General features: G+C 72.3%; 10 protein-coding genes and 2 pseudogenes. 7 read left to right on the top strand and 5 right to left on the bottom strand.

Annotated features, from left to right (window positions below):
• Positions 1-662: 662 nt before the first annotated feature.
• Positions 663-1700, top strand: coding sequence for an acyl-CoA desaturase (locus tag MXD60_RS00900; RefSeq protein ID WP_248816743.1), 1038 nt, complete (start codon positions 663-665; stop codon positions 1698-1700).
• A gap of 638 nt (positions 1701-2338) precedes the next feature.
• Here the strand turns inward: MXD60_RS00900 and MXD60_RS00905 are convergent.
• The gene (locus MXD60_RS00905; RefSeq protein WP_248816744.1) at positions 2339-4222 is read right to left on the bottom strand and encodes an ABC-F family ATP-binding cassette domain-containing protein; all 1884 of its coding nucleotides are present in this window, start codon (positions 4220-4222) and stop codon (positions 2339-2341) included.
• 153 nt (positions 4223-4375) lie between these two features.
• Between MXD60_RS00905 and MXD60_RS00910 the strand changes: the two are divergent.
• Positions 4376-5353, top strand: a pseudogene (locus MXD60_RS00910) (RNA-guided endonuclease InsQ/TnpB family protein); the annotation flags it as partial.
• A gap of 36 nt (positions 5354-5389) precedes the next feature.
• On the opposite strand, the gene MXD60_RS00915 reads toward MXD60_RS00910, so the two are convergent.
• Positions 5390-6499 (bottom strand): 4-(cytidine 5'-diphospho)-2-C-methyl-D-erythritol kinase, encoded by a 1110-nt coding sequence (locus tag MXD60_RS00915; protein WP_283097575.1) that lies wholly within the window; start codon positions 6497-6499, stop codon positions 5390-5392.
• 624 nt (positions 6500-7123) lie between these two features.
• Here MXD60_RS00915 and MXD60_RS00920 point away from each other — a divergent pair.
• The 3 genes from MXD60_RS00920 to pth all read left to right on the top strand — a co-directional run bounded on the left by MXD60_RS00920 (position 7124) and on the right by pth (position 9363).
• Entirely contained in the window at positions 7124-7312 is a 189-nt protein-coding gene (locus tag MXD60_RS00920; protein ID WP_248816746.1) for a hypothetical protein, read from the top strand.
• Positions 7313-8053: 741 nt separating this feature from the next.
• Complete coding sequence (locus tag MXD60_RS00925) at positions 8054-8680, top strand: 50S ribosomal protein L25/general stress protein Ctc (protein ID WP_248816747.1); 627 nt, start codon at positions 8054-8056, stop codon at positions 8678-8680.
• Between the two features lie 89 nt (positions 8681-8769).
• Complete coding sequence (pth, locus tag MXD60_RS00930) at positions 8770-9363, top strand: aminoacyl-tRNA hydrolase (RefSeq protein WP_248816748.1); 594 nt, start codon at positions 8770-8772, stop codon at positions 9361-9363.
• A 43-nt stretch (positions 9364-9406) separates the two neighbouring features.
• On the opposite strand, the gene MXD60_RS00935 is transcribed toward pth, so the two are convergent.
• Positions 9407-10630: a glycosyltransferase gene (locus MXD60_RS00935; protein WP_248816750.1), complete on the bottom strand. Its 1224-nt coding sequence runs from the start codon at positions 10628-10630 to the stop codon at positions 9407-9409.
• A gap of 164 nt (positions 10631-10794) precedes the next feature.
• Here MXD60_RS00935 and MXD60_RS00940 point away from each other — a divergent pair, with 164 nt between their 5' ends.
• A complete protein-coding gene (locus tag MXD60_RS00940) occupies positions 10795-12003 on the top strand; it encodes a glycosyltransferase family 2 protein (protein WP_248816752.1) in 1209 nt (402 codons plus the stop codon).
• A 127-nt stretch (positions 12004-12130) separates the two neighbouring features.
• A complete protein-coding gene (locus MXD60_RS00945) occupies positions 12131-13042 on the top strand; it encodes a glycosyltransferase family 2 protein (protein ID WP_248816753.1) in 912 nt (303 codons plus the stop codon).
• A gap of 59 nt (positions 13043-13101) precedes the next feature.
• Here the strand turns inward: MXD60_RS00945 and tyrS are convergent, their stop codons facing one another.
• Entirely contained in the window at positions 13102-14391 is a 1290-nt protein-coding gene (gene tyrS, locus MXD60_RS00950) for a tyrosine--tRNA ligase (RefSeq protein WP_248816754.1), read from the bottom strand.
• Between the two features lie 9 nt (positions 14392-14400).
• Positions 14401-14806: pseudogene (locus tag MXD60_RS00955) on the bottom strand (hypothetical protein); the annotation flags it as partial.

Raw genomic sequence — 14806 nt, forward strand, 5'->3', positions numbered from 1 at the left:
CGACGGCTCGATCGCTCCACGGAGGCAGCGCTGGTCGGCCGACTGCCGGCCCGGACCACTTCGGTAAACCACGATGGCCGGGAGCCGGGGCGATCGCCGCACCGGAGCGGGAGGCGGCGCCGCAGCCCGATGCCACCGCCGATGGCGCGGCGGGCGGTGACGAATCTCGATCCATCGTGCCGGAACTGGTCGGCGGCCCTTCCCTGCAATTCTTTGTGATGGTATTACTGGTAGTGCTCCGGTATTGCTCCGCCGCCACGACTCGAACGTGGACTAAGAGAACCAAAATCTCCTGTGCTGCCGATTACACTACGGCGGACCGCGGGGAAAACATGGCAACTCTACCATCGTGGGGGCCGGCGGAAGATAAACCCGACCGGGTGCCACCGGCTCGCGGATGTGCGCTTCGTGATCCGATGTGGTACGCCGCGCGCTGCGCGCGCCGATCGGTGTCATCATGATTACTTTCCGTTGGTCTCTGGTTCTCGCTGATCGGGCTGGCGGCCCCCTCATGGCCCAGGTACAGGTCGTGGCCTGCGCGTCGGCGCGGCTGACCGTTTGCGTGGTGGACGCCGACAACGGGGACTGTTGTCACATCCGCCGGCTACCGTGACGAGGGAGTGCCGGCGCAGTGGACCTGCCGCGATGGACGGGACGAGGCGATGACCGCTACCGACACGGTGACCCCGGGCGACAATCGGGCGCCGGATGACGACCGTGGATCCACCGGTGGGCAGCCAGCCCGCCGAGCCGACCCCGCGAACCGCCGCGGTAACGCGACCAAGCCGCGCTCGATGGCGAAGGCCCGAGCCGAGCAGGTCATCCTCGTGGCGGTCATCGCGATCCCGCTGGTGGCCCTGGCCGCCGCGATCCCGGCGTTGTGGGGCCGCTGGATCGCCTGGCGGGACGTGATCCTCGCCGTGATCTTCTACGGGATCAGTGGCCACGGGGTGACGGTCGGCTTCCACCGGTACTTCACCCACCGCGGCTTCCGGACCTCACGGCCGATGCGGATCGCGCTCGCCGTGGCCGGCAACATGGCGATCGAGGGCCCGGTGATCCGCTGGGTGGCCGACCATCGCCGCCACCACGCCTTCAGCGACGCCGAGGGCGACCCGCACTCCCCGTGGCGCTACGGCCCCGGCGCCTGGTCGATGACGAAGGGCCTCTACCACGCGCACATCGGCTGGCTGTTCGACGTCGAGCAGACCGACCAGCGCCGGTACGCCCCCGACCTGCTCGACGACCGGGACATCGTCCGGGTCAGCCGCTCGTTCGCGCTCTGCGCCTTCGTCAGCCTGGCCGCTCCGACCGTCATCGGCGGCCTGTGGGGCGGTTCGTTCGAGGCGGCCCTGCAGGCGTTCTTCTGGGCCGGCCTGGTCCGGGTCGCGCTGCTGCACCACGTGACGTGGTCGGTGAACAGCATCTGCCACGTGCTGGGCTCCCGGCCCTACCGCAGTCGGGACCAGTCGACCAACGTGTGGCCGCTGGCGCTGCTGTCGATGGGCGAGTCCTGGCACAACCTCCACCACGCCGAACCCACCTCGGCGCGGCACGGTGTCCGTCCCTGGCAGATCGACACCAGCTTCTACCTGATCAAGATGATGGAGGTCCTGCGCCTGGTGCGGGACGTCCGCTGGCCCGACCCGGCCCGCCTGGCCGCCAAGCGCGTCGAAGCCGAACCCGCCTCGGCGGCCTGACCCCACCGATCGCATCCGCGGCGTAGGCGCCCGCCGCCTGACCGGCCGGCGGATCAGCCCCGTACGCCGCACGGCTACGGTCCGAGACCGACGCCGTCACGGATCCGGACCGACTGCGGGAGAGCGAGCGTTCCTGTCTCCTCTGTAGGGACAAAATGGACGCGGAACCCTACAGAAGAGACAGGAAGGCTGCTTCTCTTCGGGGACTCCCTCCACTCGCTAACCGTCGGTGACATGGGCCGATTGCCTCGCCCGGCCGCTGGGAACGGTTCCGAGCCATGGAGCGGGAGAGCAAACGATCGGAAGGCGAGGAAGAGAATTCCTGCCAGGGGAACGAGTCTTTTCCGATAATCATCGGCCGCTCTGCGTGATCCCGCAGGCGGGAGACCTTTCCGGTTACCTTCCGCCGGGCGGCCTCGCCCGCGGCCTGCAATCACCCGCCGACTCCGCCCCGATCCGGGTGTCTCGGCAGAGCAGTCGCCTGCCCCGGCGCCGCGCCTGAAAACGGGGGACGTGACGGATGGGGCCCGGCGTCCTCCGCGACGCGACGCCGTGCCGAGTGTCCGAAGGCATGGCGCTCTGCTCTGCATCGCCGTGTGTTGAGCAGCGCGCTGTGGCGTGCGGAGTGTCGTTGGGGCCTAACCCTCGACGTCGGCAGCGAGGGTGAGCCAGGCCTCCTCGGTGCTGTCCTTGTCGGCGACGACCGCGCGTAGTTCGGCGTCCAGTGCGAGCAGCCGCTCGTGGTCGGTGGCCGCTTCGGCGAGGGCGTGGTGCAGTTCCTGTTCGCGGCGGGTCAGCCGCTCCAGCGCACGCTCCAGGCGGGTCAGCTCCTTGCGGGCCACCCGCATTTCGCTGCCGGAGAGCGCCGGGCGGGCGTCACCGCCGCCGTCGCCCGCTCGGGTAGTGGTGGCACTGGACCGGCCCGAGCCATCGGACGTCCCGGCAACCGGCGGCACGCTGGTTGCCAGGACGTCCGAGCGGGCGGTGGCGGTGGCCCGCGCGGGGGAGGGGTCGGCCTGGGCGCTGATCGCCTCGGCCCGTCGGCGCAGGTACTCCTCGATGCCGCCGGGGAGCATCCGCAGGTGTCCGTCGCCGAGCAGGGCCATCGTGACGTCGCAGGTCCGCTCGAGGAAGTAGCGGTCGTGGCTGACCACGATCAGGGTGCCGGGCCAGGTGTCGAGCAGGTCCTCCAGCGCGGCGAGGGTGTCGGTGTCGAGGTCGTTCGTCGGCTCGTCGAGCAGTAGCACGTTCGGGCGGGCCATCAGCAGGCGCAGCAGCTGCAACCGGCGCCGCTCGCCACCGGACAGCTCCCCGACCCGGGTCCACTGCCGCGACGAGGGCAACCCGAACTGTTCGAGCAGCTGACCAGCGGACTTCTCCCGGCCCCGCTCGACCTCCAGCACCCGGCCGACCTGCTCGACCGCCTCGAGCGCGCGCAGGTTCGGCGGCAGCTCGGCGACCTCCTGGGACAGCAGTGCCGGGCGGACGCTCGCCCCGGTCCGCACCCGGCCGCTGGTCGGGCTGACATCGCCGAGCAACGCCCGCAGCAGCGTCGTCTTGCCCGCGCCGTTGACCCCGACGAGCCCGACCCGGTCACCCGGGCCGATCAGCCAGGTGATGCCGTCGAACAGGGTGCGCTCGCCCATTCGGACGGTGAGGTTCTCGGCGTCGTAGACGTCCTTGCCCAGCCGGGAGGAGGCGAAGCTGCGCAGTGCCATCGCGTCGCGCGGCGGTGGCTCGTCGGCGATCAGGGCGTTGGCCGCGTCGATCCGGAACCGCGGCTTACTGGTCCGCGCGGGCGGTCCACGGCGTAGCCAGGCGAGTTCCTTGCGCATCAGGTTCTGGCGCCGGGCCTCGGTGGCGTCCTCGCGCCTGGTCCGTTCGGCCCGGGCCAGGACGTAGGCCGAATAGCCCCCCTCGTAGGCGTCGACCCGTCCGTCGACGACCTCCCACACGCGGAGGCAGACCTCGTCGAGGAACCAGCGGTCGTGCGTGGCGACCAGCAGGCCGCCCCGCCAGCCCCGCAGATGCTCGGCCAGCCAGGCGACCCCCTCGACGTCGAGATGGTTCGTCGGCTCGTCGAGGATGATCAGGTCGAGGTCCTGGACCAGGAGCCGGGCCAGGGCCACGCGGCGTCGTTCGCCACCCGACATCGGGCCGACCACGTCGTCGAGGCGATCGAGCAGGCCGAGGCCGGCGAGCACCCCCCGACGGCGGGGGTCCGCCGCCCACTCGTGCTCCGCGGCGGCGCCGAGGACGATGTCGCGCACCGTCTGATCGGGTGGCAGGTCGTCCGCCTGGGCCAGTGTCCCCACCCGAACGGAACTCCCGTGGACCACCCGGCCGGCGTCCGGCTCGGCCTCGCCGGCGATGATCCGCAGCAGGGTCGACTTGCCGGCGCCGTTGCGCCCGACGACGCCGATCTTCTCTCCGGTGCCGATTCCCAGGCTCACCCGGTCCAGCAGCGTGCGGATACCGAAGGCGGCGTTGACGTTCTCCAGGGTCGCCAGGACGCCGCTCACCGGGTTTGCGCCGTGGATGCCCCGACCTTCAGGCCGGGGAGGATACGGCGTCGCACGCTGGAACTCATCGGGGGAGTCCTTCCTTCCGATAGAATCGGATCATGTCCCGGTACCGGCTTTATCCGACCGCCGATCAGGCGGTGGTCATGGCCGAAGCAGGCGCTGCGGGATTTCTCCACTGCCATGGCCAACTTCTTTCGGGGTTCTCATCGGAAGCCCAGGTTCCGGATACGCGGCCGGGGTGAGGGGTTCCGGATCGTCGCAGTGAAACCCTCGGAGGTGCGGCGGATCAACCGCCGCTGGTCCGAGGTCCGCATTCCAAAAGTCGGCTGGGTGCGGTTCCATCGCTCCCGCGCGGTGCCCGACGCGAAGTCCTACCGGATCACCCGGGACCGTGCTGGGCGCTGGCAGGTGGCGTTCGCCGCCGTGCCCGAGCCGATTCCGGCGCCGGGCAGCGGTGCGGTCGTCGGTGTGGACCGGGGCGTGGCCGTGTCCGCGGCGCTGTCGACCGGGGAGCTGCTGGCCTGCCCCGGGCTGCGGCCTGCCGAGGCCGCACGGCTGGTCCGCCTGCAACGCCGTCTTGCCCGAGCAAAGCGCGGCAGCAACCGGCGGGCACGGCTTGAGGTACAGATCGCCCGGGTGAAAGCCCGCGAAGTCGGCCGGCGGAAAGACTGGGTCGAGAAGACCAGCGCCAGCCTCGCCCGACGGTACGACCTGATCCGCGTCGAGGACCTGCGGATAACGAGCATGACCCGCTCCGCGCGGGGCACGGTCGACCAGCCGGGCCGGAACGTCCGACAGAAAGACGGGTTGAACCGGGGCATCCTCGGTAACGGCTGGGGACTCCTCGTTCAACGCCTGGAACAGAAAGCCCCCGGCCGGGTCGAGAAGATCCCGGCCGCATCTACCAGTCAGCGTTGCTCGGCCTGTGGGCATACGGCGCCCGGGAACCGCGAGAGCCAAGCGGTTTTCCGGTGCGCAGCCTGCGGCCACACGGCCAACGCTGACGTGAACGCGGCAACGAACATCGCGGCCGGACGGGCCGTGACCGCGCGGGGAGGCACCGGGTTGCCGGTGCCCGTGAACCGCGAACCTCAACATTCCACACCTCCCCTTCCGATGGATGTGTAGGAGTTGGAATCCCCCGCGTTCACGCGGGGGAGGACGTCAAGTAGTGCCGCCCGCTCCGTCCAGGCCCTCCACGACGCGGGCCCCGGCCGCCGGTCCCGACGCGCGGCGCACCGCCCGGGCCACCCCCATGCCGGCCAGGCTCGCGGCCAGTTCGACACTCGCGCCGGCACCGGCCGCGAGAAACGCGCAGGTCGGGCCGGATCCGCTGACGATCGCGCCGACGGCGCCGAGCTCGCGGCCGGTCTCCAGGACCCGCCGCAGCGCCGGCCGCAGTCGCAGTGCCGCAGGCTGAAGGTCATTGACGAGCGCGGCGCCAAGCTGCACCGGATCACCGGTGCGCAGCGCCGCGAGAACGTCGTCCGCCGGGGTCGGCCCGGTACGCAGCCGCCCTTCTGAGAGCTTGTCGAACTCCGCGTAGACCGCGGGCGTCGACAGGCCGCCGTCCGCCAGCGCGAACACCCAGTGGTACTCGCCGGTGGCCAGGACGTCGGTGAGCTGCTCGCCCCGGCCGGTGCCGAGGGCGGTGCCGCCGGCCAGCGGGAACGGGACGTCGCTGCCGAGCCGGGCGGCCAGTCCGGCGAGGGTGGCGCGGTCCAGGCCGGCCTGCCACAGGGCGTCACAGGCGACCAGGGCGGCCGCCGCGTCCGCGCTGCCGCCGGCCATTCCCGCCGCGACCGGAATGCCCTTGGTCAGCGCGAGATGGACCCGCTCGGAGGTGATTCCCGCGGCCTCCGCGACCAGATGCGCGGCCCGGACCGCGATGTTGTCCATGCCGGTCGGGACGATGGAGACGTCGGGGGTGGTCGTCGCCGGCCCGCGGGACGAGTCGGCGCCCTCGCCGGACACGTCGACGGTGACGACCAGCCCGGAACCGTCCGGGTTGGTGGCAATGGCGTCATCGGCCGGGGTGGCCGGGGTCGCCGGGCCGTCGAGGTCGACGACGGTTCCGTTGGCCGGCGGGAGCGAGGTGGCGGTGAGGTCGTCGAACAGCGAGACGGCCTGCAGCACCGTGATCACGTCGTGGTAGCCGTCAGGCCGTAGCGGGCCGACGCCGAGATGCAGGTTGACCTTGGCCGGAGCCCGGACGGTGACAGCGGCGGGTCCGGTTCCCGCGGCGTGGCGCGGACCCGGATGGGATCGAGGCAGCGGAGGCTCCTTCGCTCGGGCTCACACAGGCTCACCTGTACGCATGGGCTCGACGGGTGACTGGGCCCGCCCGCGTGGACCTGACTGGCGCGCACGGGTCATGCCCGGCCCCCGCCGGGCGGAGTGGTCTCACTCTCCGGCTGGGTGGGCGTGCTCGTGCGCGGGCGGCCTGGCCCGGGCGGGCGGTGCGATCGACCGGATCCAACCTATCCGCGCTCGCGGCGCAGATGACCGTCCGCCCGCGAGGTACCTCGGGGAACCGGCGGCCGTACCGGCGAAATCGGACGGCGCGTGCCGGGGCGACGCCGGCGGGGATCCTCCGACCGGGTCATCACCCCCGGTGGGGCGCAACGGGTCCGATCGGGCGATGGTGCGGTCATCCGCAGCACCTGAAGAGCGCCGCGCCGCCCGGCTGCGTCAGGCCCGTGAGCGCGGGTGGGTGGGAGTGCCCGCTGGTCCAGGCGTGGTCCTGGAGGTGGTCGGCTCCGACATCCGCGGCACGTTAACAACTTTCTGCTGTTGAGATGTCACGATCGGCCAGGATTCCTCGGCGGCCAGCCGGGGGAGCGGCGGCCGCACTGCCCCGGCGGGCGGACTGTCCCTGGACTGGAAGGACACGGCGGCATGCGAGCAACAGGGCCTGGCCTCATCAGTGGGCTGATCGCCGGGCTCGCCCTGGCTTTCGGCGGGTTCGGCGAGTTTCTGGTCGTCCTGGCCTTTGGGGCGATCGGGCTGGTCGCCGGCAAGATCGTCGACGGTGATCTGGACATCACCCGGTACGTGGGTGGTGACCGACGCCGGAACCGGCGGTAGAAGCTGCGGCGCACGGCGTCCGCGTGCGTCCCGGTGCAGGACACCCCGTCGATGTTCGCGATCCCGCCAGCTCGGTCCGGTGGGGTGCGAACGGTCGTCGATCGCGCCGGGTGGTCCGGCTGGGCGGATGCAACCTCCGGTGGCCGCCGGGCCGATCCGCGCCAGGGCCGCCCCACCCGGCGGTGGGGCGTCCTGGGCGGGCCGTGAGTCCCGACTCCGGCCCGGGGCGATCGGGCCACTGACCAGGGCGATCGGGCCATCATGGCTGCTCCGGGGCTGCTGGTTGCCGGCCGCGGTCGCGGGCGGGGCGGCGCCGGACCTGCCGGGCGGGCCGCGCTGGAATTCGCCCCGCCCGCCGGGCGAGGCAGGTCCGCGGGTGTCGAGGGTCCGCCGGAGAACTCGCCAGGCCGGGTCCCGCGTGGCACCGATGTGCTGGCGGTGCCCGCGCGGCGGGCAGGCGGGCGCAGGGCCTGACCGCGGCGGCGGTTGGCCGCCCAGACCTGCGAGCTCAGGTGGTTGCGAGGACCGCCCGGCGCGGCCGGCGGTGTCCGGGTGTCCGCGCCGGCGACCAACCCGGCCGAAACCGCCCTCCGTAGCGGGCCTCGGGACGGCTCGGGTCTTGACAGATCGGGGGGGGTGCGCCTTCGTTGCGCGGAGTCCGGTACTGTGAAGGACCGCGCCGCGGTGGTTCGTCCGCCCTCCGGCGACGGAATCCCACGTCTGGAAGGACTGAGCGTCGCCATGTCCGAGGTCCGCATCGCCGCGGAGCCGCGCACCGAGTTCGGCAAAGGCGGTGCTCGTCGCACTCGCCGTGCCGGCAAGGTCCCGGCCGTTCTCTACGGTCACGGCAAGCCGCCGCGGCACATCGCGCTTCCCGCGCACGACCTGCTGCACGCCTTCAAGACCAACGCCGGAACGAACGTCCTGCTGACGCTCGAACTGGCCGACGGCACCGAGCTCGCGCTCGCGAAGGACGTCCAGCGCCACCCCATCAAGGGCAGTTTCGAACACATCGACCTGGTACTGGTCAACCGAGGCGAGAAGGTCGTCGCGGACATCCAGATCAATGTGATCGGTGAGCCCCATCCCGACACGCTGGTCGACCAGCAGGCGGCCACGATCGCGGTCAAGGCCGACGCGACGCTTCTGCCTGGGCCGATCGAGGTCGACATCACCGGTCTGGAGCCGGGCACGGCCATTCTGGCGCGTCAGGTGGCGCTGCCGGAGGGCTCGGAGCTCGACGCCGACCCCGACACCGTCATCGTGCAGTGCCTTGCCAAGCGGACCACGGCGCAGGTCGAGTCCGACCTCGGCGAGACGTCGGCCGAGGGGTCCGAGGAGGCCGCTGCGGCAGGCGCGTCCGCCTAGCCCACGCGGACGGGTTCTCCCGGCCGACGTCAGTCGGCCGGCACCACGTGACCAAGGCCATCTCGCCCTGACTAGTGGATGCGCTGGCGATGACGAACATCCCGACCGACGACGGGCCCTGGCTCGTCGTCGGACTGGGCAACCCCGGTCCGGGCTATGCCGGTAACCGGCACAACGCCGGCTTCATGGTTCTCGACCTGCTGGCCGAGCGAACCGGTTCACGGTTGAAGTCGCACCGGTCCCGTGCGGACGTCGCCGAGGTCCGCCTCGTCGGCGTCCGGGCGGTGCTGGCCCGACCACTGTCGTTCATGAATCTGTCCGGCGGCCCGGTCGGTGCGGCCCGGACGTTCTACAAGGTCGATCCAGCTCGGATCATCGTCCTGCATGACGAGCTGGACATCCCGTTCGGCGCCGTGCGTCTCAAGCGCGGCGGTGGGGACAACGGCCACAACGGCCTGCGCTCGATCTCCTCGACTCTGGGTACCCGCGACTACCTGCGGGTTCGGATCGGCATCGGCCGTCCGCCCGGTCGGATGGACCCGGCCGACTTCGTGTTGCGTGATTTCGGGACGACCGAGCGCCGCGAGCTGCCGCTGCTGGTGGAGAACGCCGCCGACGCGGTGGAGATGCTCATCAAGGATGGCCTCGAACCCACCCAGAACCGCTTCCACGCGCTGCTCTGAGCAGCTCCCGGCCGCGATTCGGAATCGGCGAGATGCCGCCTGGTCAGCCGCCGAGGTGGTCCTGGATCTGCCGGATGAGCGAGCCGTGGTCGAGTTCGCGCAGCACGTACGCGCGGCCGGCGGCGCCGATCGCGGCAGCCCGGCCAGGGTCGGCGAGCAGTGCGCAGGCCGCGGCGGCGAACTCGCCCGGCTCGTCGGCGACCAGCAGGTGCGTCCCGGCGGTCCAGCCCAGGCCACGGCTGCCGGTCTCGGTGCTCACCACCGGTGTTCCGGTTGCCATCGCCTCGATCGCCTTGATGTTGACGCCGGAGCCGGAGCGCATCGGGTTCACCGACAGGCTTGCCGCGGTGAGGTAGCCGGCGACGCTCGGGACGTCGGTGTGCAGCTCGACGCCATCGAAGCCGCCCAGCCAGGCGGCCAGACCGTCCTCGGGACGGCGCCCCACCACCTGGAAGATCGCGTGGGGGTGGCGGACCCGGATCGTCGGCCAGCAGCCGCCGAGGAACCAGCGCAGCGCCTCGATATTGGTCGGCGTGTCCAGCGAGCCGACGAACACCAGCCGCTGCTCGCCGGCGCCCGCGCCGCCGGCCGCGCCCGGGTCGGCAGCGGAACCCGCTGCGCCGGTGCCGGTGCCCGCCCGCAACGCGCCGACGGGCAGGAACGGGGGCAGGTGGAAGGTCGGCACGCTGGCGCGGGTGCGGCGCCACTCGTGATCTTCCAGCGAGATGTCGGCGATGCAGGTGACCAGCGGGGAGTGGTGCAGCGCGAGCTCCGCCAGCCGCAGCTTGTGGTACTCCATCTCGTAGGCGACGGCCTTCGGCCCGGAGCTGCTGCGGGCCAGTACCCGGAAGAACTCCGAGTCGACGTTGTGCGCCCGCACGAGGTGCGGCAGCTTCCAGATGCGGGCGATCTCCTCGCCGAGGTGGGAGGACCGGCAGCTGTAGCTGATCACGGCGTCGGCGCGCGGCGGCGTCGCCTCCAGCGCCCGGCGCAGCGGGGCGACCGGGCGGGACGCGTGCATGAACGGCTTGGTCGTCAGATGGGCGCGCGGGCTGTCGTCGCGGCGCAGCCGGATGACGGCCGAACCAGGAATCGCCTCCTCGTACGAGGCGATGTCGAGTTCCTCGCGGGCGGGCACGAGAACCTGCATCCGTATTCCGGCCGCGGAGGCCGCGGTGAGGAAACTGAATGTCTCCACCCGACCGCCGGCGTCCGCGGGGAGAAAGGGTTCCTCGACAACGACGATCCAGCGCGTGGAGTCGCTCACCGGTCCAACTGTAACCGTCATCTGCCGGCTGCCCGCGAGGGAGGGGCGGCCGGGGACCGCTCGGGCACTGGACCGGTGGCACGGCGTCACGGTGGCGGGGACGCGCTGCGGTACGGGCGGAGCCGTTGGCGCCGACCGCCGATGTGAACGCTACCGTTGGGGTCATGACAGGTGTCCGGACCATCGGCCGAGGAGCCGCCGTGGCGGCCCTTGGCGCAGCGGCCGTTTACGGTCACGTTCTGTACCCGGTTTACATCGGGCTGCGCAGCCGCGGTCTGGAATCGCGGGCGCCGGCCGACCCCGATAACTGGCCGGCCCTGAGCGTTGTCGTCTCCGCGTATCGCGAATCTGCTGTTATTGGGACAAAGCTCGACGAACTCGCCGGCACCGACTACCCGGGGCCGATGGAGATCATCGTCGTCGCGGATGACACGGACACGGCTGAGGCCTCCCGCCGGCCCGGCGTGCGCGTGCTGTCCTCCGGTGAGCGGCTCGGCAAGGCGCGTGCGGTCAACCGCGGCGTCGCCGCGGCCACCCACGACATCGTCGTGCTCACCGATGCCAACGCGGTCCTCGCCCCGGGGGCGCTGCGGGCCGCCGCCCGCCACTTCACCGACGAGACGGTCGGCGCGGTCGCGGGCGAGAAGCAGGTCGACGACCCCGACGGTGCCCAGGGCTTCTACTGGAAGTTCGAGTCCTGGCTCAAGCGCTGCGAGTCCGCGACCGGAGCCACCATCGGCGTCGTCGGCGAAATGCTGATGTTCCGCCGCCAGGCGTTCCGCCCGCTGCCCGGCGACACCGCCGTCGACGACGCCTGGCTGGCCCTCGACGTCCTCGAAGGCGGCCTGCGGGTCGTGTACGAGCCCGAGGCGTACTCCATCGAGCAGGCCGCCCCCGACTACACCGGCGAGTGGGAGCGGCGGACCAGGATCGTCGCCGGCAACCTCGACATGCTCTGGCGGCGCCGCGCCGCGCTGGTGCCCGGCGCGCTGCCGGTCACCCCGCAGCTGTGGGGGCACCGGCTGGTCCGCTCCTCGTTCGGCCCGATCGCCCACGTCGTGCTGGTCGGGATCGCCGTGCCGGCCGCGCGGGACAGCTGGGCCGCCCGGATCTTCCTGGCCGGCAACGCCGTCGGCGCGGCGAGCACCGCCGCGCTGCTGACCGGGCGCACCCCGCCCGGGCCGACGCGGCTCGTCGCCCAGGTCTTCTTCCTGCAGGCCGTCGCGCTCGGCGGCGTGCGCCGCTTCCTTTCCGGGGACCGGCCGGCTGTCTGGGCGAAGCCCGAGCGGCAGGCGGTCACGCCGGCCACGGGCGTCAACGGGTCGGGGCCGTCCCCGTCGCCGTCCGACGCGCTGACCTCTGCCGGCGGCTGAGCCGGCCGCCGGGGCGACGCCGCCGCGGGCCGCCCCGGCCCAGGAGATTCGCCGCCGTGGGCTGCCCGGCCGCACGGCGGTACCGGAGGAGTCCGCGTGGAGTCCACGCAGTGAGGAGCGTGCCGCCGTGCCGGTCGAGGGATCCAAGCGAACCACCTGGCAGTACGAGCTCGTGCTGGTCAGCTATCACAGTCGGGACCAGCTCGAAGGGCTGTTCGCCACGCTGCCCGCCGACATGCCGGTGGTCGTCGTCGACAACGCCAAGGGCGTCGACGGCGTCGAGGAGCTGCTCGCCGACCGGCCGAACAGCCGCTACCTCGACTCCGGCGGCGGCAAGGGCTTCGCGAAGGCCGCGAACATGGGCATCCGCTCGTCCCGTTACGACATCGTCGTTCTCGGCAACCCGGACAGCCGGCCCACCGTCGACGTCATCGACATCCTCGTCGACGACCTCGTCGCCGACCCGGAGCTGGTGACCAGCGCGGCAACGATGAAGGGCCACGACGGCAAGCCCGAGCTCGGCAACGGCGGGTGGGAGCCGACGCCGCGCCGGGTCCTGCTGCACGTCCTCGGCGCGCACAAGGTCGCGCCGACCTCGGCGCTGTTCGCCCGGCCGACCCCCGGCCGGCCGATGAACCCCGAGTGGCTGACCGGGGCGTGCATGGCCGTGCGCCGCTCGACGTTCCTGGAGCTCGGCGCCTTCGACGAGACGTTCTACGTCTACAACGAGGACATGGCGTTCGGTCGGGCGATCCGCGAGGCCGGCCTGCGCCAGAAGCTGCACACCGACCTGCTGGTGCCGCACGGCGCCGGCGGCAGCGGCGCCGGAAAGACCTGGATGCTCCAGATGCGCGGCGCGTCGATGGTGCGCTACCTGCGCAAGCACAACGCCCCGTCGCGGGTGAACGTGATGCGCTCGATGCTCGTCGCCGGCTACGCCGGGCGCACGGTGCTCTCCCGCGCCCGCGGCCAGAAGGCCACCGCCGACGAGCACGCCGCCTACATCAAGGGGCTGCTCGCCGGGCCGCCCGCGCCCTGAGTCCCGGCGGCCCGCCGCCCACGACGCGGCGGCGGGTACCGGTGGTCGGCCGGGGACGCTCAGACGAACCGGACGACCCGCCAGTTGCGCTTCCCGCGGCGGACCAGGATGACCGAGCCGTGCAGCAGATCCTTCTCGGTCACGGCACTGCGGTCCGCCGCCTTGTCCCCGTTGACCAGCACGGCGCCGGTGCGGAGGTGCTCGCGGGCGTCCCGGAGGCTGGAGGCCAGGTCCGTGGCGATCAGCAGCTGCTCCACGAGCCACCCGCCGTCCTTGGCCAGTCGATCGAGCGGCTCGGTGATCGTCGGCACGTCGGCGAACACGTCGGAGAGCAGGTCCGGGCCGATCGCCTTCACGTCCCCGCTGAACAGCGCCGCGGACGCGGCCTCGGCGGCGTCGACGGCGGGCTGCCCGTGCACCAGCGCGGTGATCTCCCGGGCGAGGTGACGCTGCAACGCCCGCCGCCCCGGCGCCTCGGCGTGCTCGGCGAACAGCCGCTCCAGCGGCTCACGGTCGGTCAGCGAGAAGAACAGCGCGAACCGGCGCGCGTCGTCGTCCGACAGGTTGATCAGGAACTGGTACAGCGTGTACGGCGAGGTCCGGTCGGCGGTCAGCCACACCGCGCCCTTCTCCGACTTGCCGAACTTCGTGCCGTCGGAACGCAGCAGCAGCGGGCAGGTCAGCCCGTGGACCTGGGTGCGCAGCACGCGGCGCACGTAGTCGATTCCGGCGACGATGTTGCCCCACTGGTCGGACGCGCCCATCTGGAGCGTCACGCCGTGGTCCTCGCGCAGCCGGCGGTAGTCGTACGCCTGGAGCAGCGAGTAGCTGAACTCGGTGTAGGTCAGGCCGACGTCGGGGTCGTCGAGGCGGCGGCGCACCGAATCGCGTCGGGTCATCTCCGCGACGGGGAAGTGCTTGCCGACGTCCCGCAGAAACTCGATCATGCCGAGCCCGCCGAGCCAGTCGGCGTTGTCGACGAAGGTCGGCACCTGGTCGGCCTCGAGCGCCCGGCCGGCGATGGTCTCGAAGATCTCGCGGTGGTGGGCGACGTTCGCCCGCACGTCCTCCGCGGTCAGCAGGCTGCGCTCGACCGACTTGCCGGACGGGTCGCCGATCAGCCCGGTGCCGCCGCCGAACAGGGCCACCGCCCCGACACCGGCCCGCGCGGCGCGGATCAGCAGTGTGATCGGCAGCAGGTTGCCGATGGTCAGCGACGGTGCGGTCGGGTCGAAGCCGATGTAGCAGCGCCGCGCGCCGCTGCCGAGATGGTCCCGTAGCTCGGTGGGATCGGTACTGTCGTGGATCAGTCCACGCCAGGACAGCTCGTCCAGGAGCGCGTGTGTCATGTGGCCATGTTAGGAGTGGCCCGGGTCTCCTCCCGTCGCCGCGGGCACCCGGTCGGTCCGGACGAGGGGCGGGGAGGGGTACGGGGCCACCGCGCGATCCGCCCTGGCGGACCGCGGGCGGCGTCGGCGGGGCCGGGCGGCCAGCAGGTGCGCGCCGACCCCGAGCAGTCCGCCGAACCAGACGGCGACCCCGAGTCCGATGATCCAGACAAGCGTGGACGGGCCGCTGGCGCGCTGGCCACCGGTCGCCGCGGCGGTCCCCGCGGCCGGGTCCTCAGCGCCGCTCGCCCCGCCGGAGGTCGACGTCCCGCCGGCGCCGCCCGCCTGGCCCGGCACGGCCCGGCCGCCGGCGCCGCTGCCCGCCCCCGCGCCCGCGCCCGGGTTCGTCCCGGCGGGACCCGCCGTGGTGCCGGCC

It is taken from the genome of Frankia sp. AgB32 (assembly GCF_023243045.1).
Classification (GTDB): domain Bacteria; phylum Actinomycetota; class Actinomycetes; order Frankiales; family Frankiaceae; genus Frankia.

Excerpts from the sequence above, each read along its gene's own strand:
- MXD60_RS00900 (WP_248816743.1), top strand. The coding sequence starts at position 663 with ATGACCGCTACCGACACGGTGACCCCGGGCGACAATCGGGCGCCGGAT.
- MXD60_RS00920 (WP_248816746.1), top strand. The coding sequence starts at position 7,124 with ATGCGAGCAACAGGGCCTGGCCTCATCAGTGGGCTGATCGCCGGGCTC.
- MXD60_RS00925 (WP_248816747.1), top strand. The coding sequence starts at position 8,054 with ATGTCCGAGGTCCGCATCGCCGCGGAGCCGCGCACCGAGTTCGGCAAA.
- pth (WP_248816748.1), top strand. The coding sequence starts at position 8,770 with ATGACGAACATCCCGACCGACGACGGGCCCTGGCTCGTCGTCGGACTG.
- MXD60_RS00940 (WP_248816752.1), top strand. The coding sequence starts at position 10,795 with ATGACAGGTGTCCGGACCATCGGCCGAGGAGCCGCCGTGGCGGCCCTT.
- tyrS (WP_248816754.1), bottom strand. The coding sequence starts at position 14,391 with ATGACACACGCGCTCCTGGACGAGCTGTCCTGGCGTGGACTGATCCAC.